At 63.2% G+C, this 24,639-nt stretch carries 24 protein-coding genes and 1 tRNA gene; 13 read left to right on the top strand and 12 right to left on the bottom strand.

Features of this window, described 5'->3' with window-relative positions:
• Positions 1-57 precede the first annotated feature (57 nt).
• From ACP7DW_RS09655 to ACP7DW_RS09635, 5 genes are all read left to right on the top strand, one after another.
• Positions 58-1,377 carry an ABC transporter substrate-binding protein gene (locus ACP7DW_RS09655; RefSeq protein WP_099761113.1) on the top strand — a complete coding sequence of 440 codons (1,320 nt, stop codon included), beginning with the start codon at positions 58-60 and terminating at the stop codon, positions 1,375-1,377.
• Between the two features lie 124 nt (positions 1,378-1,501).
• Positions 1,502-2,338: an ABC transporter ATP-binding protein gene (locus ACP7DW_RS09650; RefSeq protein WP_426055141.1), complete on the top strand. Its 837-nt coding sequence runs from the start codon at positions 1,502-1,504 to the stop codon at positions 2,336-2,338.
• A 16-nt stretch (positions 2,339-2,354) separates the two neighbouring features.
• Positions 2,355-2,714, top strand: a complete 360-nt coding sequence (locus ACP7DW_RS09645; protein WP_426055142.1) for an MmcQ/YjbR family DNA-binding protein — start codon at positions 2,355-2,357, stop codon at positions 2,712-2,714.
• Entirely contained in the window at positions 2,711-3,967 is a 1,257-nt protein-coding gene (locus tag ACP7DW_RS09640; RefSeq protein ID WP_426055143.1) for a phenylacetate--CoA ligase family protein, read from the top strand. The genes ACP7DW_RS09645 and ACP7DW_RS09640 overlap by 4 nt, the downstream gene beginning before the upstream one ends.
• A gap of 63 nt (positions 3,968-4,030) precedes the next feature.
• Positions 4,031-4,612: a hypoxanthine-guanine phosphoribosyltransferase gene (locus ACP7DW_RS09635; RefSeq protein ID WP_071079967.1), complete on the top strand. Its 582-nt coding sequence runs from the start codon at positions 4,031-4,033 to the stop codon at positions 4,610-4,612.
• A 120-nt stretch (positions 4,613-4,732) separates the two neighbouring features.
• On the opposite strand, the gene ACP7DW_RS09630 is transcribed toward ACP7DW_RS09635, so the two are convergent.
• From ACP7DW_RS09630 to ACP7DW_RS09620, 3 genes are all read right to left on the bottom strand, one after another.
• Complete coding sequence (locus ACP7DW_RS09630; protein WP_101483398.1) at positions 4,733-5,686, bottom strand: NAD(P)H-dependent flavin oxidoreductase; 954 nt, start codon at positions 5,684-5,686, stop codon at positions 4,733-4,735.
• 99 nt (positions 5,687-5,785) lie between these two features.
• Positions 5,786-6,709 (bottom strand): MBL fold metallo-hydrolase, encoded by a 924-nt coding sequence (locus ACP7DW_RS09625; protein ID WP_426055144.1) that lies wholly within the window; start codon positions 6,707-6,709, stop codon positions 5,786-5,788.
• Positions 6,710-6,717: 8 nt separating this feature from the next.
• Positions 6,718-6,867, bottom strand: a complete 150-nt coding sequence (locus ACP7DW_RS09620; protein WP_298403622.1) for a DUF1289 domain-containing protein — start codon at positions 6,865-6,867, stop codon at positions 6,718-6,720.
• A 370-nt stretch (positions 6,868-7,237) separates the two neighbouring features.
• Between ACP7DW_RS09620 and ACP7DW_RS09615 the strand changes: the two genes are divergently transcribed.
• On the top strand, positions 7,238-7,651 hold the full coding sequence (locus ACP7DW_RS09615) for a CopG family transcriptional regulator (protein WP_426055145.1): 414 nt from the start codon (positions 7,238-7,240) through the stop codon (positions 7,649-7,651).
• 54 nt (positions 7,652-7,705) lie between these two features.
• On the top strand, positions 7,706-8,971 hold the full coding sequence (locus ACP7DW_RS09610; RefSeq protein ID WP_426055146.1) for an extracellular catalytic domain type 1 short-chain-length polyhydroxyalkanoate depolymerase: 1,266 nt from the start codon (positions 7,706-7,708) through the stop codon (positions 8,969-8,971).
• Positions 8,972-9,121: 150 nt separating this feature from the next.
• Here ACP7DW_RS09610 and ACP7DW_RS09605 read toward each other — a convergent pair whose 3' ends face one another.
• From ACP7DW_RS09605 to ACP7DW_RS09595, 3 genes are all read right to left on the bottom strand, one after another.
• Positions 9,122-10,273, bottom strand: a complete 1,152-nt coding sequence (locus ACP7DW_RS09605; RefSeq protein WP_426055147.1) for a response regulator — start codon at positions 10,271-10,273, stop codon at positions 9,122-9,124.
• 31 nt (positions 10,274-10,304) lie between these two features.
• Positions 10,305-13,343, bottom strand: coding sequence for a response regulator (locus tag ACP7DW_RS09600; RefSeq protein WP_426055148.1), 3,039 nt, complete (start codon positions 13,341-13,343; stop codon positions 10,305-10,307).
• Between the two features lie 93 nt (positions 13,344-13,436).
• Positions 13,437-13,640: a cysteine-rich CWC family protein gene (locus ACP7DW_RS09595; RefSeq protein ID WP_426055149.1), complete on the bottom strand. Its 204-nt coding sequence runs from the start codon at positions 13,638-13,640 to the stop codon at positions 13,437-13,439.
• Between the two features lie 231 nt (positions 13,641-13,871).
• On the opposite strand from ACP7DW_RS09595, the gene argB reads away from it, so the two are divergent.
• Together argB and ACP7DW_RS09585 are read left to right on the top strand one after the other, a co-directional pair.
• Entirely contained in the window at positions 13,872-14,765 is an 894-nt protein-coding gene (gene argB, locus ACP7DW_RS09590; RefSeq protein WP_010393729.1) for an acetylglutamate kinase, read from the top strand.
• A gap of 40 nt (positions 14,766-14,805) precedes the next feature.
• Positions 14,806-14,880: transfer RNA gene (locus ACP7DW_RS09585), tRNA-Thr, on the top strand.
• Between the two features lie 139 nt (positions 14,881-15,019).
• Here ACP7DW_RS09585 and ACP7DW_RS09580 read toward each other — a convergent pair.
• Positions 15,020-15,889: a TraB/GumN family protein gene (locus tag ACP7DW_RS09580; RefSeq protein ID WP_426055150.1), complete on the bottom strand. Its 870-nt coding sequence runs from the start codon at positions 15,887-15,889 to the stop codon at positions 15,020-15,022.
• Between the two features lie 95 nt (positions 15,890-15,984).
• On the opposite strand from ACP7DW_RS09580, the gene ACP7DW_RS09575 reads away from it, so the two are divergent.
• The 3 genes from ACP7DW_RS09575 (at position 15,985) to pabB (ending at position 19,250) form a co-directional block, all read left to right on the top strand.
• Complete coding sequence (locus ACP7DW_RS09575; protein ID WP_081344960.1) at positions 15,985-16,719, top strand: pyrimidine 5'-nucleotidase; 735 nt, start codon at positions 15,985-15,987, stop codon at positions 16,717-16,719.
• Between the two features lie 101 nt (positions 16,720-16,820).
• A complete protein-coding gene (gene slmA / locus ACP7DW_RS09570; protein ID WP_426055151.1) occupies positions 16,821-17,396 on the top strand; it encodes a nucleoid occlusion factor SlmA in 576 nt (191 codons plus the stop codon).
• Between the two features lie 21 nt (positions 17,397-17,417).
• Positions 17,418-19,250 (top strand): aminodeoxychorismate synthase component I, encoded by a 1,833-nt coding sequence (gene pabB / locus ACP7DW_RS09565; protein WP_426055152.1) that lies wholly within the window; start codon positions 17,418-17,420, stop codon positions 19,248-19,250.
• Here pabB and ACP7DW_RS09560 read toward each other — a convergent pair.
• Positions 19,243-19,605, bottom strand: a complete 363-nt coding sequence (locus ACP7DW_RS09560; RefSeq protein WP_426055153.1) for a DUF1428 domain-containing protein — start codon at positions 19,603-19,605, stop codon at positions 19,243-19,245. The two genes, pabB and ACP7DW_RS09560, sit on opposite strands and share 8 nt — an antisense overlap.
• Positions 19,606-19,719: 114 nt before the next feature.
• Positions 19,720-20,307, bottom strand: a complete 588-nt coding sequence (locus ACP7DW_RS09555) for a glutathione peroxidase (RefSeq protein WP_426055154.1) — start codon at positions 20,305-20,307, stop codon at positions 19,720-19,722.
• A gap of 175 nt (positions 20,308-20,482) precedes the next feature.
• Between ACP7DW_RS09555 and ACP7DW_RS09550 the strand changes: the two genes are divergently transcribed.
• On the top strand, positions 20,483-21,631 hold the full coding sequence (locus ACP7DW_RS09550; RefSeq protein WP_426055155.1) for an extracellular catalytic domain type 2 short-chain-length polyhydroxyalkanoate depolymerase: 1,149 nt from the start codon (positions 20,483-20,485) through the stop codon (positions 21,629-21,631).
• Positions 21,632-21,794: 163 nt separating this feature from the next.
• Here the strand turns inward: ACP7DW_RS09550 and gabD are convergent, their stop codons facing one another.
• From gabD to ACP7DW_RS09535, 3 genes are all read right to left on the bottom strand, one after another.
• Positions 21,795-23,249, bottom strand: a complete 1,455-nt coding sequence (gene gabD, locus ACP7DW_RS09545; protein ID WP_099761128.1) for an NADP-dependent succinate-semialdehyde dehydrogenase — start codon at positions 23,247-23,249, stop codon at positions 21,795-21,797.
• 92 nt (positions 23,250-23,341) lie between these two features.
• Positions 23,342-24,184: a PPK2 family polyphosphate kinase gene (locus tag ACP7DW_RS09540; protein ID WP_426055156.1), complete on the bottom strand. Its 843-nt coding sequence runs from the start codon at positions 24,182-24,184 to the stop codon at positions 23,342-23,344.
• Entirely contained in the window at positions 24,181-24,603 is a 423-nt protein-coding gene (locus tag ACP7DW_RS09535) for a CoA-binding protein (RefSeq protein WP_426055157.1), read from the bottom strand. Before ACP7DW_RS09535 ends, ACP7DW_RS09540 begins: the two co-directional genes overlap by 4 nt.
• Positions 24,604-24,639 lie beyond the last annotated feature (36 nt).

The following is a 24,639-nucleotide window of genomic DNA, read 5'->3' as shown; positions in this document are numbered from 1 at the left end:
TTTTTGCAGTCGATGTCGGTTCACTTGAATACCAAATAAAACAAGAGGAGACACACAATGAAACACATCAAATCGCTCATGCTGGCCGCCGCCATCGCCAGTGCCGCACTCACCATGGCCGGCAGCGCCCAAGCCCAGGACAAGGAACAGTACATCGCCCTGCCGTCCTACCGCGTGGGTCCCTACGCGGCCGGCGGCTCCGGTTTCTACGGCGGCGCCATCGACTACTTCAACCTGGTCAACCAGGCCGGCGGCGTCAATGGCGTCAAGATCAGCTGGGAAGAATGCGAAACCGAATACAACCCGTCGCGCGGCGTCGAATGCTATGAGCGCCTGAAAACCAAGCAGGGCGGCGCCACCCTGGTCGAAACCCTCTCCACCGGCGTCGCCTACGGCATTCTGGACCGCGTGGCGCAGGACAAGATCCCCATGACGATGATCGGCTACGGCCGCTCGGACGCCGCCAACGGCAAGGTCTTCCCCTACGTCTATCCGCTGATCTCCAGCTACTGGAGCCAGGCCGCCGCCATGATCAAATACCTGGGCGACAAGGATGGCGGCATGGACAAGCTGAAAGGCAAGAAGATCGTCCACCTGTACCACGATTCGGCCTTCGGCAAGGAGCCGCTGCCCGTGCTCGAAGCGCTGTCGAAACAGTACGGCTTTGAACTGGTGAAAATTCCCGTCGCGCCGCCAGGCAGCGAACAGCAATCGCAATGGCTGCAAATCCGCCAGGCCAAGCCGGACCACGTGATCCTGTGGGGCTGGGGCGTGATGAACTCCGTTGCCATCAAGACGGCGCAGCGCAACGGCTTCCCGCGCGACAAAATGCTGGGCGTCTGGTGGGCCGGCTCCGAGGAAGACACGATTCCATCGGGCGATGCGGCCAAGGGCTACACGGCGATGACGTTCAATACGCCGGGCAACTACCCCGTGCTGGACGACATCCGCAAGAAACTCTACGCGTCCGGCAAGGGTAACCTGTCCGACCAGTCGCGCGTCGGCTCCGTCTACCACATGCGTGGTGTGACAGCCGGCATCCTGTGGGTGGAAGCGATCCGCGTGGCGCAGGAAAAATTCGGCAAGGGCAAGCCTGTCACGGGCGAGCAGATGCGCTGGGGCCTGGAAAACCTGAACGTCGACGACGCGCGCCAGAAGGCCGTCGGCGCGCTGGGCATGTTCCCCACCGTGAAGACCAGCTGCGACGACCATGAAGGTTCGGGCGCCGTGAAGGTGCAGCAGTGGGATGGCAAGAAGTGGATCGCCATCACGCCGAAATGGATCGTCGGCGACAAGGCCTTGGTGCGTAAACTCGTCGAGGAATCGTCTGGCAAGTACGCCGAAGAGAAGAAGATCACGCCGGCGTGCATGAAGTAAGCGGCTCTCGGGGTGGTGTCGGATTACGGCCTGCGGCCTAATCCGACCTACGCCGCATCCACGTAGGTCGGATTAGCGCAGCGTAATCCGACAAGCACCAACATCACATGAAAACGAAGCAGCCATGACACCCACTGCCACGCAAACACCGGAAACGCCGCCGCCCTACCTGTCGGTGAACAATATCGAAGTCATCTACGACCACGTGATCCTGGTCCTGAAGGGCGTGTCGCTGCAAGTGCCGCAAGGCAAGATCGTGGCGCTGCTGGGCGCCAACGGCGCCGGCAAGTCGACCACCCTGAAAACCATCTCGACCCTGCTGCGCGGCGAACGCGGCGACGTCACCAAGGGCGAAGTCCAGTTCAAGGGCGAGCGCGTGGATCAATTGACGCCGAATGAGCTGGTCAAGCGGGGCCTGTCGCAAGTGATGGAAGGGCGCCACTGTTTCGGCCATCTCACCATCGAGGAAAACCTGCTGACGGGTGCCTACACGCGCAGCCTGTCGCGCGGCGAGCTGAAAGACGCGCTGGACAAGGTCTACCACTACTTTCCGCGCCTGAAAACGCGGCGCAGCAGCCAGGCCGGCTACACCTCGGGCGGCGAACAGCAGATGTGCGCCATCGGCCGCGCGCTGATGGCCAAGCCGTCGATGATCTTACTGGACGAACCCTCGATGGGCATCGCGCCGCAGATCGTCGAAGAGATCTTCGGCATCGTCAAGGATCTGAACCACAAGGAAAACGTGTCGTTCCTGCTGGCCGAACAGAACACCAACGTGGCGCTCCGCTACGCCGACTTCGGCTACATCCTGGAAAACGGCCGCGTCGTGATGGAAGGGCAAGCGCAGGAACTGGCCAGCAACGAAGACGTCAAAGAGTTTTATCTGGGCGTCTCCAGCGCCGGGCGCAAGAGCTTCCGCGACATGAAGTTCTATCGCCGCCGCAAGCGCTGGCTGGCCTGACACGGGAGAAGCCGTCATGGACCTGGAACGGGCGAAGCAAGTGTGCCGCGGCTTTCCCGGCGCGACAGAAGACATCAAGTGGACGAACGTGCTGGCGTTTTGCGTCGGTGGCAAGCTGTTCGCCCTGTGCGGCGCGGAAGACCACAGCACGCGCGGCATCAGCTTCAAGGTCGATGCGGAGCGCTTCCTGGAATTGACGGACCGTCCCGGTTTTCGCCCGGCGCCCTACCTGGCGCGAGCCAAATGGGTGCTGGTCGCCAGCCCCGACGCGCTGGACGATGACGAAATGGCCGCCCTGCTGCAGCGCTCATACAGCCTGATTGTTGCGGGGCTGACGAAAAAAATGCAACGTGACATTGGAGAATCAGCAACATGACCGATACGCTCGATAGTCTGGAAGCACGCGCCCCCGAAGCGCGCGAACGCGAATTGATGGCCGGCCTGCCGCAGCTGATCGCGCGCGCGCAACAGGCGCCGGGCTGGGCCCGCATTCTCGATGGCGTCAACGCGGCCGACATCACCAGCCGCGCCGCGCTGGCGCAGCTGCCCGTGACGCGCAAGTCCGACCTCAAGCAATTGCAGCACGGCGCGCTGCCGTTCGGCGGCTTGAACACGACGCCGAAAAACGCCCTGGCGCGCGTGTTCGTCTCGCCCGGCCCGATCTTCGATCCGGAAGGCCGCGGCCCCGACTGGTGGCGCTTCGCGCGGCCCATGTATGCGGCCGGCGTGCGCGCCGGCGGCTTGCTGCAGAACTGCTTTTCGTACCACTTCACGCCGGCCGCCTTCATGGTCGAAGGCGGCGCCGCGCGCATCGGCTGCACCGTCATCCCGGCCGGCATCGGGCAGACGGAAATGCAGGTGCAGGCGATGGCCGACCTGAAGCCCGACACGTATATCGGCACGCCGTCATTTCTAAAACTGATCATCGAGAAGGCGCGCGAAATGGGCGCCGACATCAGCAGCGTCACCCGAGCCGTGATGGGCGCGGAAGCCTTGCCAGAGTCCTTGCGCAGCTGGTTTGCCGAGAACGGCGTGCCGCACGTGTTCCAGACCTATGCCTCGGCCGATATCGGCAGCATCGCCTATGAAACGGCCAGCAATGGCAAGCTCAATCCGGGCATGGTCGTCGACGAAAACGTCCTGCTCGAAATCGTCCATCCGGGCAGCGGCATTCCCGTCGCGCCGGGCGAAGTGGGCGAAGTCGTCGTCACCGTCTTCAATGCCGACTATCCGCTGATCCGCTTTGCCACCGGCGACCTGTCGGCCGTGCTGGTCAATGCGCCGGACTCGCCGTGCGGGCGCACGAATACGCGCATCAAAGGCTGGATGGGGCGCGCGGATCAAACCACCAAGGTGCGCGCCATGTTCGTGCATCCGTCGCAGGTGCACGAGATCGCGCGCCGCCATCCGCACATCAGGAAGGCGCGGCTGGTGGTGTCCGGGCGCATGGCCAACGACGAGATGGCTTTGCATTGCGAAGTCGACGATCCGACGGACGCCAGCGGCGTGGAAGCCATCATCGGCTCGATCCGCGAACTGACCAAGCTGCGCGGCGACGTGGTGCTGGTGGCCGTGGGCAGCCTGGCGCAGGATGGCAAGGTCATCGACGACATGCGCGATTACAAATAAGGCCGATTTGCGGGATAATACCCGCATTGACCATCAGCCCCATTCATCGCCATGCAAGAGTCCATGCAAGAATTTCATCACAACCGTGCCCGTGACCTGATCAAGAACGCGGAACTGCTGTTCGACCAAGATACCGTGCAGGCGTCGATCACGCGCATGGCCGATGTGCTCAACACGCGCTTCAACGCCGCGGATTCCAAGGAATTCCCGCTGGTGCTGGGCGTGATGGGCGGCGCCGTCGTGTTTACGGGCAACCTGCTGCCGCAACTGAGCTTCCCGCTCGAATTCGACTACATCCATGTGAGCCGCTACGGCGACGACGACAAGGGTGGCGAAGTGGTGTGGAAAGTCATCCCCCGTTCGAACGTGGCGGGCCGCACCGTCATCGTGCTCGACGATATTCTCGACGAAGGCGAAACCCTGGCGCACGTCAAGCAGCGCTTGCTGGACATGGGCGCCTCGGAAGTGATCCTGGCCGTGTTTGCCGACAAGGCCATCGGCAAGAAGAAACCTGTACAAGCCGACATCGTCGGCCTGGTGATCCCGAACCGCTTCGTCGTCGGCTTCGGCATGGATGCGTATGGCTACTGGCGCAACCTGCCAGGGCTGTGGGCCATCAAGCCCGAGGATTTGAAGCAGGAGTGATTGTGGTGTTGTCGGATTACGCGCTGCGCGCTAATCCGACCTACCCATGGTTGACGCGGCAGGTCGGACGTAGGTCGGATTAGCGCAGCGTAATCCGACACCACCACCGCAGCACCAGCGTTACAGCTTCAGCCGCGCGCGCGCCGCATCATATTCGGCCTTCAGGCGCGCCACCATCTCTTCCACGCTCGGCACGTCATCCATCAAGCCCACGCCCTGGCCCGCGCCCCAGATGTCGCGCCAGGCCTTGGCGCTGCCGGAGCCAAAATTCATCGAACTCTTGTCCGCTTCGGGCAAGGCTTCCGGATCGAGTCCGGCCGCGACAATCGATTTTTTCAGATAATTGCCGTGCACGCCCGTAAACAGGTTCGTGTAGACGATGTCCGAGGCGGCAGACTCGACGATGGCGTCGCGGTAACCGTCGCTGACGTTCGATTCCTTGGTCGCCAGCCAGCGCGAGCCGATGTAGGCAAAGTCGGCGCCCATGGCCTGTGCGGCCAGCACGGCGTCGCCCGTGGCGATGGAGCCCGACAGCGCCAGCGGACCGTCAAAGAATTTGCGCACTTCGCCCACCAGCGCGAATGGCGACAGGGTGCCCGCATGGCCGCCGGCGCCGCTGGCCACCAGGATCAGGCCGTCGACGCCCGCCTCCAGCGCCTTTTTCGCGTGGCGGATCGAGATCACATCGTGCAGCACGATGCCGCCATAGCTGTGGATGGCGTCGAGCATTTCCTTGGGCGGTGCGCGCAGCGAGGAAATGATGATGGGAATCCGGTGTTTCACGCACACTTCCACGTCATGCGCCAGGCGGTCGTTCGACTGGTGCACGATCTGGTTGACGGCGATCGGCCCCACTTTTTTATCGGGATTGGCGGCCTGGAAGGCGGCCAGTTCGGCCTGCAAGTCCGTCAGCCACGTGTCGAGCAATTCGGCGGGACGCGCGTTCAGGGCCGGGAAGGAACCGACGATGCCGGCCTTGCACTGCGCCGCCACGAGGGCCGGGCCGCTGGCGATGAACATCGGCGAGGCGATAACGGGTAAGGAGAGGTTTTGCAACGCAACAGGCAATGCCATGGCGGACTCGCTGGAAAGTTGATCGGGATGAGGAACACACTGAACGTTGATTATAGTGCAGAAAAAGTACGATCGTGCTGAATTTATCACCCGACCGTTTCAGCCCTCGTTAAGCAAGTACTCACCCTCAACACGCGCCGCTGCAGCCCTCACCAGCTGCGACACGGCCCACTCGGCCAGCGCGGCCGCCTCCTGGTGCAGGAAGCGCCGGTTGGCCTCTTCGAAGATGGGCATGCCGCGCAGCAGGGCCGGTATGGCGGCGAGGGCGATGCGCTGACGTTCCAGCAGCAAAAATTTCAGCAGCACTTTCACCGCATTTTGCGCATTGCGCACGGGGTCCGACGCCAGGTAATCGAGACGCGAATACGCGCGCTGCAGGGCGCCGGCGGCGTCCTGGAACGGCCGCCCGTGGCCGGGTATCACCACGCGCACGTCCAGGCTGGCGATCAGGTCCAAGGTGGCGCGCGCTTCCAAAAAGCCGGAGCCGCCATCGAGTTCCGGGAAGATCACGCCAAAGCCGTTTTCCCACAGGGCGTCGGCGGAAATGAGGATGCCCTCGTCGGCGCAGTAAAAAATCAGCGAGTGCGGGTCGTGGCCCGGTGCGCCCAGCGCCTGCCAGGCCATGTCGGCCAACGTCAACGTATCGCCGGGCGAGACGGTGGCGTCAAAGCCGAAGCGCGGGCATTGCTGGCCCGTGGCCTGGAAACTGAGGGCATCGACATCCCATACTCGCACCTTGTCCGCCTCCGACACGGGAATGGCCGTCTGGCAGCCGTATGCGGCTTGCAGCAGCGCGTTGCCGCCGCAATGGTCGGAATGCAGGTGCGTATTGAACAGCCGGTCCAGCGGCCGTCCTTGCAGGCTGTGGCGCAGCAAGGCCAGGGTTTGCGGCGCATGCGTGACATAGCCGCTGTCGATCAGGACCGTGTCGTCCCGGCCCTGGAACAGGATGTTATTCGACGACAGCCAGCCGCGTTCGAACACCTGCATGGCATCGGGCAACAGCGCTGGCGATCGCGGCATGGATTTCCTCAGTAGTCGGACTCGAAATCGAGCAGCGATTCGCGTCCTGGCAATGCGGCCCACACGGCGCGCTTGAAGTCGTCGTCAGCCTTGCTCCAGGCGATGATCTCGTCGAGCGTGCGCAAACAGCCTTCGCACAAGCCGCTGTTACGGTTCATCTTGCACAGGCTGACGCAGGGCGACGGTACCGGTGACGGCAAGGGGAGCGGAACGGCTGGCGGAGGTGGCGGAGGTGGCGGAGCGACCATCATGGAGCGGCATCGGTGTTTGTACAGGCTTGCATTATGCCGCGAAACCGTGCTGGCGAGGCGATGGCCTCGGCATGCAATGTTTCTATGAATACATTTCCAAGCGAAAGCAGGATCAAAAACGCATCTTCCGGAAATTTATTTTGCCGCCATTTTCACTCTGCGGGTGCCCGTCCTACAACACGATCAGGCCAGATCCTGCTTGACTTGAGATATTTCACAACTATACTACCATCCATACAGATGGCAATTGGATGCCACGTGGAGTTTTTGGAGAGATATGGCCAAGCAAGACAACAAGCCCAAAATTGGGGAATCCGAGAAAATCACGATCAACCTCGGCTTGATCGACCTGGGGCAGATCGATTTGCTGGTTCAGGAGGGATTTTATTCCAACCGCACGGATCTGATCCGTACGGCCATCCGCAACCAGCTGGGTATCCACGCCGACGTGGTGAAACAAACCGTCGCCCGTAAAAGCCTGGTCTTGGGCATGCAGCATTATTCGCGCGCCGACCTGGAAGCGATCCAGGCAGCCGGCCAGCGCCTGCAGATCCAGGTGCTGGGACTGGCCAGCATCGCCAGCGACGTCTCCGTGGAACTGGCACTGGCCACCATCGAGTCGATTTTCGTATTAGGTGCCCTGCACGCCAGCACCGTCGTCAAGACGGCGCTCGCAGGGCGAATTCACTAGCGTATCGGTTCGCGGCGATGACCCGGCCGATGCGCGACACCGTTAAGGATGGTCATGAAACTACCTCTCAACATGTTGGCGCAGATGCGCGCAGCGACCCGTAATCTGATGGGCAGCGGCCCCGCCGCCGCCACCGAAGCGATCCAGCAGGCGCTGTCTGCCGCCGGCCTGACGCCGCCGGCGGCAGCCACGCAAGCGCCGCCAGCGCAGCCGATGCGCGACATTAATCCACCACCGGCGCCACCGCCCGCGCAGGCCCGGACCGAGGCGCCGCAAGCTGACGCGGTGCCGCCCACACCCACGCCCGCGCAGGCGGCGCAGGAATTCGCGCAGGATTTCATGGCGCGCCTGGGCGTGCCCGCCGGCCTGAGCCAGCACAGCTTCGACATGCCCAGCTTCGAGATGCCGAATTTTCATCCGCCCGGTTTCAACGCGCCGGCCGCCGCGCCGGCGCAGATGCCCGCTGGCGCGCAGTTCATCGACGGCGTGTACCGCAACCATGCGGGCACGCGCTCCTACAAACTGTATATCCCCAGCAGCTATCACGGCCAGGCCATGCCACTGATCGTGATGCTGCACGGCTGCACGCAAAATCCCGACGATTTCGCCGCCGGCACGCAGATGAATGCGCTGGCCGAAGAAAAGGAATGTTTTGTCGTCTATCCGGCGCAGACGCAGGGTGCCAACAGTTCGCGCTGCTGGAACTGGTTCAATGCCATCGACCAGCAGCGCGACCAGGGCGAACCGTCGCTGATCGCCGGCATCGCGCGGCAAGTCATCGACGACTACCCGGTGAATGAACGCGAAGTGTTCGTCGCCGGCCTGTCGGCCGGTGGCGCCATGGCCGTCATCGTCGGCACCTTGTACCCCGACCTGTTTGCCGCCGTCGGCGTGCATTCGGGCCTGCCCTTCGCCTCGGCGCAGGACTTGCCGTCGGCGCTGGCCGCCATGAAGGGCGGCGCCATGCCCAATGGCCAGCGCCAGGCGCCGGCCGGCGGCGTGCCCATCATCGTTTTCCATGGCGACCGCGACACCACCGTCAACCCGCGCAATGGCGATGAACTGATCGCCCAGGGCGTGCGCAGCCAGGCGGGCGGCCAGGCGGCCAGGGCCGCTTCCATCGACGGCAGCGTGCCAAATGGCCACCGCTACACGCGCACCACGCACAGCCAGGCCGACGGCTCGCCGCTGGGCGAACACTGGGTCATCCACGGCGCCGGCCATGCCTGGTCCGGCGGCAGCGGCAGCGGCAGCTATACGGATGGCAAAGGGCCGGACGCCAGCCGGGAGATGCTGCGCTTCTTCAAGACCGTCAGCTAAGCACTGATCTGGACGTGGCATGCACGGCGCCGGCCATGCCTGGTCAGGCGGCAGCGACAGCGGCAGTCATGCGGCCGACGGCAAAGGCCCGGACGCCAGCCGCCGGTCGCAAAAAGCAGCTGCGCTTCTTCAAGACCGTCAGCTAATCCTTCAGCTGATATTTTCGGTGTAGGGCGCGATCTGCCGCTGCTTCTCGGCGATCTCGCACACGCCATCGGCATAGCGGCTGGAGATGGCGATGAACTGGTCCTGGATCTGCAGGAAGGCGTCGACGATCTCGGCGTCAAAGTGCGAACCGCGCCCCTCGACGATGATCTGCACGGCCTGTGCATGCTCCATGCCCTGCTTGTAGATGCGTCGGCTGATCAGGGCGTCATACACGTCGGCCAGCGCCATCAGGCGCGCCGAAATCGGGATGGCTTCGCCAGCGAGGCCTTGCGGGTAACCGCTGCCATCCCATTTTTCATGGTGGCTGTAGGCGATCTCTTTCGCGTACTTGAGGAAATCGACCTCGATGCCCAGCTCGTGTTCGGCCGCCAGGATGGCGTCGCGTCCCAGGGTGGTGTGCGTCTTCATGATGGCCATTTCGTGCGGCTCGAAACGCCCCGGCTTGAGCAAAATATGGTCGGGGATACCCACCTTGCCGATATCGTGCAGCGGCGCCGTCTTGAACAGCAGTTCGATATTCTTGTCCGTCAAAAAATCGCGGAAACGCGGCAGGCCGCGCACTTTCTCGGCCAGCGCCTTCAGGTAGTGCGAGGTGCGGCGGATATGGTTGCCCGTCTCGCTGTCGCGCGTCTCGGCCAGCGACGCCATGGCGTGTATCGTGACGTCCTGCAGCGCCGCCACTTCCTGCACCCGGCGCTCCACTTCCGTTTCCAGGTAATGATTCTGGTCGCGCAAAAAATCCTGCATCTGCTTCATCGCCAGCTGCGTCTTGATACGGGCCAGCACGATGGGCGCCGAAATCGGCTTGGTGATGTAGTCGACGGCGCCCAGGGCCAGGCCCAGCTGCTCGTCGGCCACTTCGCTCATGGCGGTGACAAAAATCACGGGGATGCCGGCCGTGGCGGGATCGGCCTTCAGCGCGCGGCACACATCGTAGCCACTCATGCCCGGCATCATGATGTCGAGCAGGATCAGATCGGGCTGGTCGCCGCCGGCGGCGATTTTCAGGGCGCGCTCGCCATTGACGGCGATCTTGGTGCGGTAATCGTCTTCCAGCACTGCGCGCAACAGGTCGATATTGTCTGGCGTGTCGTCCACTACCAGGATGGTTGGCTTGCTTGCTGACGCTCTCATGCCCGTCCTTCGCTCTGCATAGTTATCCTTGTCACAGTGTCAGCTCCAGCGCATCGGCCACCTCGCCCAGCTGCGCCAGCGCACCTTCGAAATCGTATTGTCCCAGCATGCGCTTCAACTGGCGCGCGTGTTCCGCCTGCCCGGCCGCGACCAGCACGGGACCGATGCCGTCGAGATGCTTGACGGCCTGCGCATCGTCCTGCTGCAGCAGTTGCGACAGTTCGCGCAAGCCCGCCTCCAGCTGTGCCCGGTCCACCGCTGCCACCACGGTGTTGCCTGGCTCGGGCACATTGCTGCGCGACTGCATGGCCAGCACGATCTTCGGCACCAGTTCGTCGAGCGCCAGGGTGCAGGCCGCCAGCGCCTGCGGCAAGCCGTCATGCGATCCCAGGCTGAGCAAATGCTCGACCCGCGCCGCGCTGTCGGCCAGGCCACCGGCGCCGATATTGCCGGCCAGGCCCTTCAGGGTATGCGCTTCGCGGATCGCCGTCTCGAGCTGGTTGTTCTCGATGGCGGCGACGATGCGCTGCATGGCATCGAACTGGGTTTCCACAAAACGATCCAGCAATTTTCGCATCAACGTGGCATTGCCGCCCACGCGCCGCATGGCCTCCGCCATTTTCAGGCCGGCGACCACGGGCAGCTCCGCTTCCGGCTGCGCCACCAGCACCGTCATTTCCTGCGGCGCAGCCGGCGCGATCCAGCGCGCCAGGGTACCGAACAGCTGCGCCACGTCGATCGGCTTGGCGATGAAATCGTTCATGCCGGCGTCCAGGCATTTTTCCTTGTCGCCGACCATGGCATTGGCCGTCATGGCGATCACGGGCAAATCCGAATAACGGGGATCCTGGCGCAGCTTGCGCGTGGCCTGGTAGCCATCCATCACCGGCATCTGGCAATCCATCAGCACGCCGTCATAGGCGTTTTCCTCGATCTTCGCCAGCGCGATGGCGCCATTGCTCGCGATGTCGACACGAATGCCGGCGTCGTTGAGAATATGCTGCGCCACTTCCTGGTTCACCTCATTGTCCTCCACCAGCAGCAGCCAGGCGCCGCGCAGGGCGCGTTCGTCGTCGCGGTAGCTGCTCTGGCGCTGCGTCTTGCGACTCTGCCCTGTCACGCCGCCAAACACGAACGATATCTGGTCGAGCAGGGTCGAGGCGCTGACCGGCTTGTTCAATACGCCATCGAGCGGCAATTCGCGCTGGCGCGCCGCCTCCAGCAGTGCTTCGCGATGGAAGGCCGTGACCATGATACAGGCCGGCGCCGCATCGATGCCGGCGGCATCGGCACGGATGCCGGCCAGCGTATCGAGGCCGTTCATGCCCGGCATTTTCCAGTCCATCAGCACCAGCCCGTAAGGGCGCCCCTCGGTGCGCGCCTGCGCCACGGCGCCGATGGCCAGCACGCCGCCAAACACGGCACGCGCATCGAAACCGAGCGCCGTCAGCATGCTGACGAAAATTTCACGCGCGCTGGGGTTATCATCGACCACCAGCACGCGCAGGCCCTGGAACTGCGGCGGCACCGGCAGGCTGTCGCGCGGCACGGCGGCCAGGCCGAAGCGGGCCGTGAAGAAAAAGGTGCTGCCCACGCCCGCTTCGCTGACTAGGTCAATTTCGCCTTCCATCATTTCCACCAGGCGCTTGCTGATGGTCAGCCCCAGGCCGGTGCCGCCATGGTGGCGCGTGGTGGAGGTGTCGGCCTGGGTAAATGCCTGGAACAATTTGCTGCGCTGGGGCGGCGTCAGGCCGATGCCCGTGTCGCGCACGTCGACACGCAGCACCGCCGCATGTTCTTCCAGCTGCTGCAAGCGGATGCTGACGACGATCTCGCCCTTGTCCGTAAATTTGATGGCATTGTTGGTCAGGTTGATCAGCACCTGGCCCAGGCGCAGCGGATCGCCCTGCAATGCGTTCGGCACGTCGGGGGCGATGTCGAACAGCAGTTCGAGCCCCTTGTCCTGCGCGCGCATCACGGACAGGTCGGCGATCTGCGCCAGCACGTCCTCGAGGAAAAAATCGACTTTTTCAAAGGCCATCTTGCCCGCCTCGATCTTCGAGAAATCGAGGATGTCGTCGATGATGGCCAGCAGGTTCTTCGAGGCCGATTCCACCTTTTCCAGGTAGTTGCGCTGGGTCGAGGTGAGTTCCGTCTGCAGCGCCAGGTGGGTCATGCCGATGATGCCGTTCATCGGCGTGCGAATTTCATGCGACATATTGGCCAGGAAGTCCGACTTCATCTTGGTCGCATCCTCGGCCACTTCGACGGCATGGCGCAGATCCTGCTCGACGGCCAGGTTGGTACTCATGTTTTTCAGCGCCTGCAGCAATTCGCCCGTCTCATCGCGCGACGTCACTTCGATGACGGAACTGAAGTCGCCTTTGGCCACGCGCGTGGCGATCGCCACCGCCTCGCCCAGCGGACGCGTGATCGAGCGCGCCGACCAGGCAAAGGCCAGGCCGATCAACAGGGCTGCCAGCCCGATACCGCCCATCAGGATCAGCGAGGTATCGATATCGTTGCGTATCCTGGCCTCGCTGTCGCGTATCAGTTGCTGCTGCAAGTCATCGAGCTGGCCCACATACAGCAGCACTTTTTCCAGCACCGGCAAGGTCTGCGTCTGCATGGCCAGCTCCGCGGCAGCATCCTCGCCGCGCTCGACCAGTTCGAAGATCGTCTTGAGCGAAACATAATAGTCGGCGCGTGCCAGGTGCATCTGTTCCAGCAGGCGCCGTTCTTGCGGCCGCGCCTCGAGACCATCGAGGATGCGCACCTGTTCATCGATGCCTTGCTTGATCGCCTCCAGGCGTGCCTGGTTCGCCTGGCGCCGTGCCAATTCGTGCTGGTTCGGCAAGTTGCCGATGCGCGTGGCCGCCTCGCGCGCCAGCCCATGGATCTTGCTGGTGGCCTTGGCGGCGACCCAGTCGCGCTGCAGGATATCGTCGGTCTCGGCGCCGATGGCATAAATGCGGCTACCGGCCAGGACGATGACGACCAGCATCAGCACGATCAAAATGGCATAACCGGCATTGATGCGCACGCCGATGCGGATATCCCTGAAGCGCATAACTTTCCTATAAGAAATTCTTAAAAATTGAAGTCTGAACGTATTCCCCTACGGAATGCAAGGTTTATTGCAAAGCAATTTATATCGAAGCGTTTAATTGGCCGACGTGATGGCTTTTACCGGGGGTGTCAGGGTGGCGATATGCGCTTGCAGGCAGGCCGGGCACCAGCAGCCCACGGCGGCGCTGCCGGGCACGGGCACGGCCGGCGGCAGGGCCACGCACCAGCAGGGTCCGCTGGCCTGCGGGTCAGTCTGGCCACACTGGAAGGTGGCGCCACAGAGAGTGCATACGCTCATGGCTGTGTTTGAATTGGCAAGTGTGTGTCATGCTGCATCGGGGTGCGACGCAGATGTAACGGGCAGTAAAAGGGCTGGCTGGGGGACATATCGGGCCAGACTATAGGATCATCAGGGAAAATACAACAAGATCGCCCTATAATGCCTCCAGGATTTTCTTCTTCCCTGTAAAATCGCACAAATCTATTTTCCGGACTCGCCATGAATCAACTAGCTAACTTGAACCTGGACATGAATGACGACTTGACGGCGGTGTCGCCACAAATCAAGGCGCAGATTCTGGCCGAGGCCCTGCCCTACATTCGCAATTTCCATGGCAAGACCATCGTCATCAAATACGGTGGCAATGCCATGACGGACGAACGCCTGAAGCACGGCTTCGCGCGCGACGTCATCCTGCTCAAGCTGGTCGGCATGAACCCGGTGGTGGTGCACGGCGGCGGACCGCAGATCGACAACGCGCTGAAAAAAATCGGCAAGCAAGGCACCTTCGTGCAAGGCATGCGCATCACCGATGAAGAAACCATGGAAGTGGTGGAGTGGGTGCTGGGCGGCGAAGTGCAGCAGGATATCGTCATGCTGATCAACCATTACGGCGGCCAGGCTGTCGGCCTGACGGGCAAGGATGGCGGCTTGATCCGCGCGCGCAAGATGCAGATGCCGGACCGCGAACATCCGGGCGAATTCCTCGACATCGGCTTTGTCGGCGAGATCGATGCGATCAACCCGGCCGTCGTCAAGGCGCTGCAGGACGATGCCTTCATTCCCATCATTTCGCCGATCGGTTTCGGCCAGGATGGCCAGGCCTACAACATCAACGCCGACGTGGTCGCCGGCAAGATCGCGGAAATCCTGAAAGCGGAAAAGCTGATCATGATGACCAACATCGCTGGCGTCCAGGACAAGCAGGGCAACCTGGTGACCGACCTGTCGGCGCGTGAAATCGACGAGATGTTCGCCGATGGCACGATCTCGGGCGGCATGCTGCCGAAGATCTCGTCCGCGCTCGACGCCGCCAAGTCCGGCGTGAACACGGTGCACATCATCGATGGCCGCATCGAACACTCATTATTGCTGGAAGTGTTGACCGAGCAGGCTTTTGGTACTATGATCCGTTCGCACTAAAAAATAATTCGGCGCAATTCACCCAGCGCCGATTTTTTATGCCCTTGTAGCTCAGTGGTAGAGCACTCCCTTGGTAAGGGAGAGGCCACGTGTTCGATCCACGTCAAGGGCACCATCGACTTATCCCCGTATCTGAAAAATGTCCATGGCTGCGTTGCCTCGCCTCGCCGACCATTCGTACTGTCTTCGGCTCGGCGCCTTGCCCTGAACACTTTCCATCTGCTCTGCCGCCGTTTGTTGCGCGGCTAAGCCAGCTAATACACCCGCTCGACCTTCAAACCTTTCTTGCGCAGCAGCTCCGGCACGCTTTTCGTTCCCACCAGATGCAGCACGCCGATGGCGGCCAGGCTGGACTTTTCGCGCGCCAGCAGCTTGGCGATGCCGTCGGCCAGGGCCGGGTTGCGGCCATCTAACAACACCTTTTGCACGAACTGCGCGGCGAACGAGGGGTCTGTTGCCGCTTTGGCGGCCAGCTTGTCGAAGGCGGCCGCGTCGGCCGTGCGCCAGGCGTTGGCGATCTCGCGCGCTTCCTGGCTTTGCTCCTGGTCTTCGATCGACGCCACGCCGTCTTCCAGGAAGCGGCATTGGTCGGCCGGCGTCATCGCGCCAAACAGCGCCAGCTGGCCTTCCATCGACTCGAGTTCCAGCACGGGGATCTTGCGCGCCCTGGCTTGCTGCGACAGATAATTGTCGACCGCCAGGTCGGAGCGGTAGCCGAGCGTGGAAAACTCGCCGATGGCCAGCATGCTGGCCAGCATCCACGGTTTCATCGGCGCCACCGCTTCGGGCGCTATACCGTATTTTTGCAACAACGGCGCCAGACGCGGCGCCAGCGTCTGGCGGCAGTCGGCCGGCACTTGGCTGCCCGGCGCCTCCATGCCGTATTTCAGCACGGCGCCCAGGGCGGCGCGCGGGTCGGCGCCGGGATCGATCTCCAGCGCCAGCGCCCCGGCGCCTGCCAATGCCTGCGTCACCGTCGGCTCAAGCGGATAAAAATCGGGGGCGCCGACGTGGATGGTGCCGAACAAATACAGGGTGTGGCCCGCGTCCTGCACCCTGAACAGGGCGCCCCGGTTTTGCGCCACCGGCGGCACTTCGGCAAAGGCCGCCGGCAACGGCAGCAAGAATAATCCGCAAAACATCACTATAATCTGGCGTCGCATGGTTTTCCTGATTGTTGAATTTTTCATCTTGCTTATCATCTTGCCTAAAGACTCCTGTGCCTGTGTCCCATCTTAACCGCTCGTCGCCGGTCTGGCTGTTTGACCTCGACAACACGCTGCACAATGCCTCGCACGCCATCTTTCCCACCATCACGGCCAATATGAACACGTATATTGCCCGCGTACTGGGCGACGGCGTGACACCGGCCGACGACGCCATCGTCAATGCGGCGCGCGCGGCCTACTGGCGCCGCTACGGCGCCACCTTGCTGGGCATGGTCAAGCATCATCAGGTGCAGGCAGCGCACTTCCTCCACGAGACGCACGCGTTCGACGATTTGCGCGCCATGATACGCGCCGAGCGGGGGCTGGGGGCTTTACTCAAACGCCTGCCTGGCCGTAAAATTTTACTCACCAACGCGCCGCTGCGCTACTCGAGCGACGTGATGCGCCATCTGGGCCTGCAGCGGCACTTTGCGCAGCATATCGCCATCGAGGCGATGCATGTGCACCGCCAGCTGCGGCCCAAGCCATCGACCCTGATGCTGCGCAAACTGATGCGCAAGCACCAGATCCGCCCTGGCCGCTGCATCCTGGTGGAAGACACCCTGGCCAACCTGAAGGGCGCAAAAAGACTGGGCTTGCGCACGGCCTGGGTCACGCAATACCTGAAAATGGCCGATCCGATCGGCGTGGCAAAGCTGCCCAGAGCGTTAAATCGCCCCGCTTACGTCGATGTCAAAGTAAAATCTGTCCGGCATTTGGCACGCCGCCTTCACCGTCTGCGCTGAAGGGGACTCCTGGGCTTGCGGTTGACGCCGGAAGCCGCACCGCTAGCGGCGGTGACGGAACGCCCCATCAAGACAGCTTTTTTTTAACGACAAGAGAAAATATGGCAAGCACACCGCCGGGCCAACGCAGGCTACAAATTCTTCAGGCCCTCGCCGCAATGCTGGAGCAGCCGAAAGGCGAAAAGATCACCACTGCCGCACTGGCGGCCAGACTGGCCGTGTCGGAAGCGGCCCTGTACCGCCATTTCGCCAGCAAGGCGCAAATGTTCGAAGGACTGATCGAATTCATCGAGGCTAGCGTTTTCGGCCTGATCAACCAGATCGCGGAAAAGCACAGCGACGGCATGACGCAGACGCGCGACATCGTCGGCATGCTGCTCAATTTCGCCATCAGCAATCCGGGCATGACGCGCGTGCTGATCGGCGATGCGCTGGTCAATGAGGACGAGCGCCTGCAAGCGCGCATGAACCAGTTCTACGACCGCGTGGAACTGGCGCTCAAGCAGGCCTTGCGCGTAGCCGCCGCCGAAGGCCATGGCAAGGAAAGCGAAGTGGCGGCGCGCGCCACCCTGATCGTCAGCTTCGTCATCGGACGCTGGCACCGCTACGCCAAGAGCGGCTTCAAGATCAATCCATCCCAGGACGCGGCGCTGCAAATCGCCATGCTGCTGGGGTAAGTCACCACCGCGGCTGTCCCCATGCATACCGACTGTTTCGCCCTGCTCGACGACGCCAGCACACCCGGCGCCGGTTCGCGCCTGTACACGGGCCTGGTGGCGGTCTTGCGGTGCACCGAGGGGGAGCAGTGGCCAGTCCTGCTCGAAGGGCTGCAAGGGGCCTTGGAACGCGGCCAGTACGCCGTCAGCGTGTGCAGCTACGAGTTGGGCGCGCACTTGCTGGCCATGCCGCCGCGCGCGGCCGGCCCCGGCGCGCCACCACTGGCGCAAGTGCTCGTCTTTGAGCATTGCACGCAGCTGTCGCAAGACGAGGTGCAGCAGTGGCTGGACGCACGCGTGGATGCCGCGCCGGCCGGCGTGGCCGCTATCCACGCAAATGTGGATCAAGCCGAATTCACGCGCGCGCTGCAGCGCATCCACGACTACATCGTGGCCGGCGACACCTACCAGGTCAACTACACCTATCGTTTGCGCTTCGACGCCTTCGGTTCGCCCCTGGCCCTGTATGCGCGGCTGCGCGCGCGCCAGCCCGTGCCGTATGGCGCGCTGCTGATGCTGCCCGATGGCGGCGCCCTGCTGTCGCTGTCGCCGGAGCTGTTCGTGCGCCATGCGCAAGGAGAGCTGACGGCGCGCCCGATGAAAGGCACGGCGCCGGCCGCTCCTGCCGAACAGGCGGAAGAAAACGCGCGCCGCGCCGCCGCCCTGTCCCATGATCCGAAAAACCGCGCGGAAAACCTGATGATCGTCGACCTGCTGCGCAACGACATCGGCCGCATCGCCGCCACGGGCTCCGTCAAGGTGCCGGCCCTGTTCCAGGTGACGCGCTACAGCAGCGTGCTGCAAATGACCTCCACCGTGCAGGCGCGCCTGCGCGACGACGCCAGCCTGGCCGACATCTTCCAGGCCTTGTACCCGTGCGGCTCGATCACGGGCGCGCCGAAACGGCGCACCATGGAAATCATCGCCGAACTGGAAGAAGCGCCGCGCGGCATCTACACGGGCGCCATCGGCTGGTTCGATCCACCAGCCGCCGGCGCCGCTCACGCGGTGGGCGACTTCTGCATGTCCGTGCCGATCCGCACCCTGGCCCTGCAAGCGGCTGGCCCTGGCGGCATGCGGCGCGGCGAAATGGGCGTGGGCGCCGGCATCGTGCTCGACAGCGACCCGCACGATGAATTTGCGGAATGCCAGCTCAAGGCCCGCTTCCTCACGGGCCTGACGAACGACTTTGAACTGTTCGAAACCCTGCACGCCAGCCGCGCCGATGGCTGCCGCCAGCAGGAACGGCACCTGGCGCGCCTGGCCGCCTCCTGCGCCTACTTCGGTTTTGCCTGGAGTGACAGTGCCGCGCGCGCCGCGCTACAGGCGGCCTGCGCGGCACTGCCCGACGATGCGCCCTTCCGCCTGCGCCTGGCGCTGCGCCAGGATGGCCGGTTCACGACGCAAAGCGGTGCGCTCAGCGCCTTGCCGGACAGCGTAACAGTCCTGCTGGCGCCCGACGCCACCACAGCGGACGACCTGTTCCTGCGCCACAAGAGCAGCGTGCGCGCGCGCTACGACGCGGCCTGGCGCGCGGCCGAGGCGCAAGGCGGCTTCGACATGCTGTTCTTTAACGAACGGGGCGAGCTGACGGAGGGTGGACGCAGCAATGTCTTCGTCCAGCTCGATGGCCGCTGGCACACGCCGCCCCTGTCCTGCGGCCTGTTGCCCGGCGTGCAGCGCGCGGCCATGCTGGCCGACCCCGCCTGGAACGCGCAGGAAACCATCATCACGCGCGCCATGCTGGCGCAGGCCGAGGCGATCGTCGTGTGCAATGCGCTGCGCGGGGCGATGCTGGCCAAGCTGGTTATTTGATATCTACTTGCATCTCGTAGCCGCCATAGATCATCCGCTTGCCATCGAACGGCAGCTTGGCCGGGTCCATCATCTCGGCCAGGCGCGGGTCTTGCATGACCTTGTCGTTGATTTCATCGCGTTTCGCACGCGATTCGAACACGATCCAGGAAAACACCACCACTTCGCCATCCTGCAAGTCCACCGCCTGCGGGAACGAGGTCAGCTTGCCTGGCTTGACATCGTCGCCCACGCATTCGCGAAATTCCAGCGCGCCATATTCGCGCCAGATCGCGCCGCAGGTGCGCGACATGGCCAGGTAAGTATCGAGCTTGGCTTTCGGTACGGGCACCACAAATCCATCGACATACGCCATGATGTTCTCCTTGGTTGTGACAAACGCGAACAACCAGCTTAGGACAATGATGGCAAGACGACAAGCACGGCATTAAAAAAAGCAGGCGTTCAAGCCTGCCTGGATGCCGGCAACTTACAGCGCCAGTGCTTTTTCCACCGCGCCAACGAGTTTCTTGTCGTCCGGCGTCACCTTGCTGGGGAAGCTTTCCACCACTTTACCGTGGCGGTCGATCAGGTATTTATGGAAATTCCAGGCCGGCGTCTTGCCCGTCTGCTTGATCAGGTCCACGTACAACGGATTGGGCGCGGGGCCGGAAACCGCCGATTTGGCGAACATGGGGAACTTCACACCATAGGTGTTGTAGCAGAAATCGGCGATTTCCTTGCTGTTGCCCGGCTCCTGCTTGCCGAAATCGTTCGACGGAAAGCCCAGTACCACCAGGCCCTTGCTGCCGTACTTGGCGTACAGCGCTTCGAGCCCTTCATACTGATTGGTAAAACCACAATAACTGGCCGTATTGACCACCAACACCACCTTGCCCGCGTACTGGCACAGGTTTTGCGGCGCTTCATCCTGCAGGCGGTTGAAGGTCTGCTTGAGGATGGCGGGACAGGCCGCTGGCGCCGCGGCGGCAGTCTCGGCGGCATGGGCCGGCATGGCCAGGCTGGCGCCGGCGGCAAGGGTGGTGAGCGCAAACAGCTGGGCAAGGGTCTTGGACATGAGGGGCACCATGGTTGAACGGAAAAAAACCATTCTATGTCAAACGCCGCGCACGCGCATGCGGGCGACAACAACAGCGATTGCTTGACCGGCATCAAGAACGGTGCAGTACTTGCCCAGCGCACAGTTTTTTTACCTATGCTCGGCCTTCCTGCCCTTGCCTTGTGGAGTCACCATGTCCTTCCCGCACCTGACCGCGCACCTGACCACACTAACCACCGCCCTGCTGGCCGCCAGCCTCGTCACCCTGGCGCCTGGCGGCGCGCATGCCGCCACGACGGCCAAAGCCGTCAAAGCCGCCAAGCCCGTCGCGAGCAAGGATGCCGCCGCGCTGCCCGGCTACCAGGCTGACCTGAGCCAGACCACCGTGTCGGGCCTGTCCTCGGGCGGCTTCATGGCGGCGCAATTTGCCGTCGCCTATTCGGCCACGGTGGCCGGCGCCGGCATCATCGCCGGCGGCCCGTATTTCTGCTCGGGCCAGCCGGGCCGCTTCCCCTACATTCCCTACCTGACGAATGCCCTGACCACCTGCATGAATCCGGGCAGCGCGCAGGTCGCGCCGCCCGTCGCCAGCGAATTGCTGCGCGCGGCGAACGATTTTGCACGCGCCCGCCTCATCGACGACACGGCCAACCTGAAACGCCAGCGCGTATATCTGTTCAGCGGAACGAAAGACCAGACCGTGACGCGGCCGGTGGTGGAACAGGTGGGAAAATTCTATCAACTGGCGGGCACGCCGGCCGAGCAGATCCGCTTCGTCGACACGGTCGGCGCGGGCCATGCCATCATCACCGACAACAACCAGGACAAGGCCTGCGACGTGACGGCGTCGCCCTTCATCAACGACTGCGACTTCGTGCAGGCGCGCGACATCCTGCAGCACCTGTACCCGGACCTGCAGCCTTCGTCGACCACCCTGACGGGCAAGCTGATCGCCTTCAACCAGCGCAGCTTCATCCAGAACGCCTACTCCAGCATGAACAATACGGGCTACGCCTACATCCCGAAAGCCTGCGACAGCGAGAGCTGCCGCGTGCACGTGGTGTTCCACGGCTGCCTGCAAACGACGCAAGCGATCGGTGACCGCTTCTATACCAGCACCGGCTACAACCAGGTGGCGGACGCCAACAAGATCATCGTGCTGTATCCGCAGGCCGAACCGAGCGCCGTCTACCCGTACAACCCGAAAGGCTGCTGGGATTTCTGGGGCTACACCAGCCTCAATCCGATCGATCCGGATTTTTACCGCAAGAGCGGCACGCAGATGGAAGCGGTCAAGGGCATGCTGGACAGGTTAGGATCGGCTCGCAACAGCCATCGATAACAGACGTCACGGATGCTTGAGAAAATCGTAGCGAGCGGCAACGATTTCTGGCTAAGAAGCGCAGCTGTACTTTAGTACAGCGAGCATCGCAGGCCAGAAAGCGCGCCGCGCAGTAGATTTAATCAAGCATCCTAGATCGCGCCGCGGCTCACGCTAGGCGGCCTTAGATACCGCCCATGCAGATGTACTTGATAACGAGGTAGTCCTCGATACCGTAGGTCGACCCTTCACGGCCCAGGCCCGATTGCTTGACGCCGCCGAAGGGCGCGATCTCGTTCGAGATCAGTCCCGTGTTGACGCCGACCATGCCCGTTTCCAGGCCTTCGGCCACACGCCAGATGCGGCCGATGTCGCGCGAATAGAAATAGGCGGCCAGGCCGAATTCCGTGTTGTTCGCCAGGGCGATGACTTCATCGTCGGTCTTGAAACGGAACAGCGGCGCCAGCGGGCCGAAGGTTTCCTCGGTGGCCACGCGCATGTCATTCGTCACGTCGGCGATGATGGTCGGCTCGAAGAAGCCATTGCCCAGCGCATGGCGCTTGCCGCCGGCCAGCAGGCGACCGCCCTTGGCCAGGGCATCGGCCACGTGCTCTTCCACCTTGGCGACGGCCTTGGCGTCGATCAGCGGGCCTTGCGTCACGCCCGCCTCGATGCCATTGCCCACCTTCAGCTTGGCCACGGCGGCCACCAGCTTCTCGGCAAACGCGTCGTACACGCTGTCCTGCACGTACAGGCGGTTGGCGCAGACGCAAGTCTGGCCCGCGTTGCGGTATTTCGAGGCGATGGCGCCTTCCACGGCGGCGTCCAGGTCGGCGTCGTCGAAGACGATGAACGGCGCATTGCCGCCCAGTTCCAGCGACAGCTTCTTGATCGTCGGCGCGCACTGTTCGGCCAGCAGGCGGCCCACCTGGGTCGAACCCGTAAACGTCAGCTTGCGCACGATGGGGTTCGAGGTCATTTCGCCGCCGATGTCTTTCGGCGCGCCCGTGACGATGCTGAACACGCCCGCAGGCACGCCCGCGCGCTCGGCCAGCACGGCCAGCGCCAGCGCGGAAAACGGCGTTGCTTCGGCCGGTTTCAACACCATCGGGCAGCCGGCGGCCAGGGCCGGGCCGACTTTGCGGGTGATCATGGCGGCGGGGAAATTCCACGGCGTGATGGCGGCGCATACGCCGATCGGCTCCTTGGTGATGACCAGGCGGCGGTCCGGCCATGGCGACTGCAGGGTGTCGCCCGCAACGCGCTTGCCTTCCTCGGCAAACCACTCGATGAACGAGGCGCCGAACTGCACTTCGCCTTTCGCTTCCGGCAAGGGCTTGCCCTGCTCGGTGGTCATGATCAGCGCCAGGTCGTCGGCGTTTTCCAGGATCAGGTCATGCCAGCGGCGCAGCACGGCCGCGCGTTCCTTGGCCGTCTTCTTGCGCCAGGCGGGCCAGGCGGCATTGGCCGCTTCGATGGCGCGGCGCGTCTCGGCCGCGCCCATCAGTGGCACCGTGCCGATATGCTCGCCGGTGGCGGGATTGCTCACATTAATCGTCTGGCCACCATCGGCATCCGCCCAGGCTCCATTCACGTAAGCCTGGTGACGCAACAAGGTAGGATCTTTCAACTGCAGCATATGGATCTCCGGTCTGGTTTGAATTATCGACGAGGGATACTATGCCACAGCGCGGCCGATTCCGCAGGCGGACAGCCGAATCGGCCGCGTAGTTACTCGACCTTGAACGACGACAGTTTCGGGTCCGGCGCCGGGTACTCCAGCTTCATGCCCTGCAGGGTTTCCAGCAGCAGCGAGGCGACCACCAGGTTGCGCTGGGTCTTGGAGTTCGATGGCACCACGTACCACGGCGCGTGATCGGCATCGGTCTCGCGGATCGCCGTTTCATAGGCGCGTTGGTAGCCATCCCACTTCTTGCGCTGGGCGATATCGTTGGGATCGAACTTCCACTGGCGATCGGGATCGTCGAGCCGCTCCTGCAGCCGTCCGCGCTGCTCGTCCTTCGAGATATGCAGGAAGACTTTCAGGATGACGGTGCCCGTTTCGCTCAGCATGCGCTCGAAATCGCGGATCTGCGCGTAGCGGCGCCGGCATTCGGCCTTGTCGATCATGTCCTGCACGCGCGTGATCAGCACATCTTCGTAATGGCTGCGGTTGAAGATGGCGATCTCGCCCTTCACGGGCACGTGCTGGTGCACGCGCCACAGATAATCGTGCGCCAGTTCGATATCGGTGGGTCCCTTGAACGCCACGGCGCGGATGCCCATCGGATTGATATTGCTGAAGATGGCCTTGACCGTGCCATCCTTGCCCGAGGTATCCATGCCCTGCAGGACCAGCAGCACTTTTTTCTTGTGCTGCGCATACAGCATGCTCTGGCACTCGGCGATCTGCGCCGTCAGCGCCACGGTTTCCTCGATGTCCAGCGCCTTGCACTGGAGCGCCGTCAGCTTCTTGTTCGCCGCCTTGGTGGCGGCGCCCAGCAGGCGCTTGCCGGCGAAGTCCTCATTCAGGTCGAAGCCCTGACCGGCGCGAAATTGCGTGCGCGCCTTCATGCCGCCACTTCCAGCTTGCGGTGCTCGATTTTTGTGCAATGGTCCATCACCACATCCAGGCCAGCCGCCCGCGCCAGCTGCGCCGCCTGCTCATTGACGACGTCGAGCTGCAGCCACAGGCAGCCGGCCTTGACGGCGATGGCTTCCTCGGCGATGGGCACGATATCCCCGGACTTGCGGAAGCAATCGACGATGTCGATGCGCGCCGGCGCCACGGCCGCCGCAGCCTCCACCAGGGTGGCATAGGCGCGCTGGCCCAGCACTTCCTTGCCGGCGAGGGCCGGATTGACGGGCAACACGCGGTAGCCCTGCCGCAGCAGGTAATCTGCCACTTCATGGCTGGCGCGTTCGGGCTTGTCGGACATGCCGACGATGGCGATGATGCGGCTGTCTTGCAGGATGCGGGCGATGTTGGACATATTCTGGTCTATGAGGCGGGCGACATTGCCCCCTTA

This window comes from Janthinobacterium sp. PSRC1-1, assembly GCF_049897525.1.
Classification (GTDB): Bacteria; Pseudomonadota; Gammaproteobacteria; order Burkholderiales; family Burkholderiaceae_D; genus Janthinobacterium; species Janthinobacterium tructae.
This window is presented reverse-complemented; position numbering and strand designations above follow the sequence as displayed.

Excerpts from the sequence above, each read along its gene's own strand:
- ACP7DW_RS09655 (WP_099761113.1), top strand. The coding sequence starts at position 58 with ATGAAACACATCAAATCGCTCATGCTGGCCGCCGCCATCGCCAGTGCC.
- ACP7DW_RS09650 (WP_426055141.1), top strand. The coding sequence starts at position 1,502 with ATGACACCCACTGCCACGCAAACACCGGAAACGCCGCCGCCCTACCTG.
- ACP7DW_RS09645 (WP_426055142.1), top strand. The coding sequence starts at position 2,355 with ATGGACCTGGAACGGGCGAAGCAAGTGTGCCGCGGCTTTCCCGGCGCG.
- ACP7DW_RS09640 (WP_426055143.1), top strand. The coding sequence starts at position 2,711 with ATGACCGATACGCTCGATAGTCTGGAAGCACGCGCCCCCGAAGCGCGC.
- ACP7DW_RS09635 (WP_071079967.1), top strand. The coding sequence starts at position 4,031 with ATGCAAGAATTTCATCACAACCGTGCCCGTGACCTGATCAAGAACGCG.
- ACP7DW_RS09630 (WP_101483398.1), bottom strand. The coding sequence starts at position 5,686 with ATGGCATTGCCTGTTGCGTTGCAAAACCTCTCCTTACCCGTTATCGCC.
- ACP7DW_RS09625 (WP_426055144.1), bottom strand. The coding sequence starts at position 6,709 with ATGCCGCGATCGCCAGCGCTGTTGCCCGATGCCATGCAGGTGTTCGAA.
- ACP7DW_RS09620 (WP_298403622.1), bottom strand. The coding sequence starts at position 6,867 with ATGAACCGTAACAGCGGCTTGTGCGAAGGCTGTTTGCGCACGCTCGAC.
- ACP7DW_RS09615 (WP_426055145.1), top strand. The coding sequence starts at position 7,238 with ATGGCCAAGCAAGACAACAAGCCCAAAATTGGGGAATCCGAGAAAATC.
- ACP7DW_RS09610 (WP_426055146.1), top strand. The coding sequence starts at position 7,706 with ATGAAACTACCTCTCAACATGTTGGCGCAGATGCGCGCAGCGACCCGT.
- ACP7DW_RS09605 (WP_426055147.1), bottom strand. The coding sequence starts at position 10,273 with ATGAGAGCGTCAGCAAGCAAGCCAACCATCCTGGTAGTGGACGACACG.
- ACP7DW_RS09600 (WP_426055148.1), bottom strand. The coding sequence starts at position 13,343 with ATGCGCTTCAGGGATATCCGCATCGGCGTGCGCATCAATGCCGGTTAT.
- ACP7DW_RS09595 (WP_426055149.1), bottom strand. The coding sequence starts at position 13,640 with ATGAGCGTATGCACTCTCTGTGGCGCCACCTTCCAGTGTGGCCAGACT.
- argB (WP_010393729.1), top strand. The coding sequence starts at position 13,872 with ATGAATGACGACTTGACGGCGGTGTCGCCACAAATCAAGGCGCAGATT.
- slmA (WP_426055151.1), top strand. The coding sequence starts at position 16,821 with ATGGCAAGCACACCGCCGGGCCAACGCAGGCTACAAATTCTTCAGGCC.
- pabB (WP_426055152.1), top strand. The coding sequence starts at position 17,418 with ATGCATACCGACTGTTTCGCCCTGCTCGACGACGCCAGCACACCCGGC.
- ACP7DW_RS09560 (WP_426055153.1), bottom strand. The coding sequence starts at position 19,605 with ATGGCGTATGTCGATGGATTTGTGGTGCCCGTACCGAAAGCCAAGCTC.
- ACP7DW_RS09555 (WP_426055154.1), bottom strand. The coding sequence starts at position 20,307 with ATGTCCAAGACCCTTGCCCAGCTGTTTGCGCTCACCACCCTTGCCGCC.
- ACP7DW_RS09550 (WP_426055155.1), top strand. The coding sequence starts at position 20,483 with ATGTCCTTCCCGCACCTGACCGCGCACCTGACCACACTAACCACCGCC.
- gabD (WP_099761128.1), bottom strand. The coding sequence starts at position 23,249 with ATGCTGCAGTTGAAAGATCCTACCTTGTTGCGTCACCAGGCTTACGTG.
- ACP7DW_RS09540 (WP_426055156.1), bottom strand. The coding sequence starts at position 24,184 with ATGAAGGCGCGCACGCAATTTCGCGCCGGTCAGGGCTTCGACCTGAAT.
- ACP7DW_RS09535 (WP_426055157.1), bottom strand. The coding sequence starts at position 24,603 with ATGTCCAACATCGCCCGCATCCTGCAAGACAGCCGCATCATCGCCATC.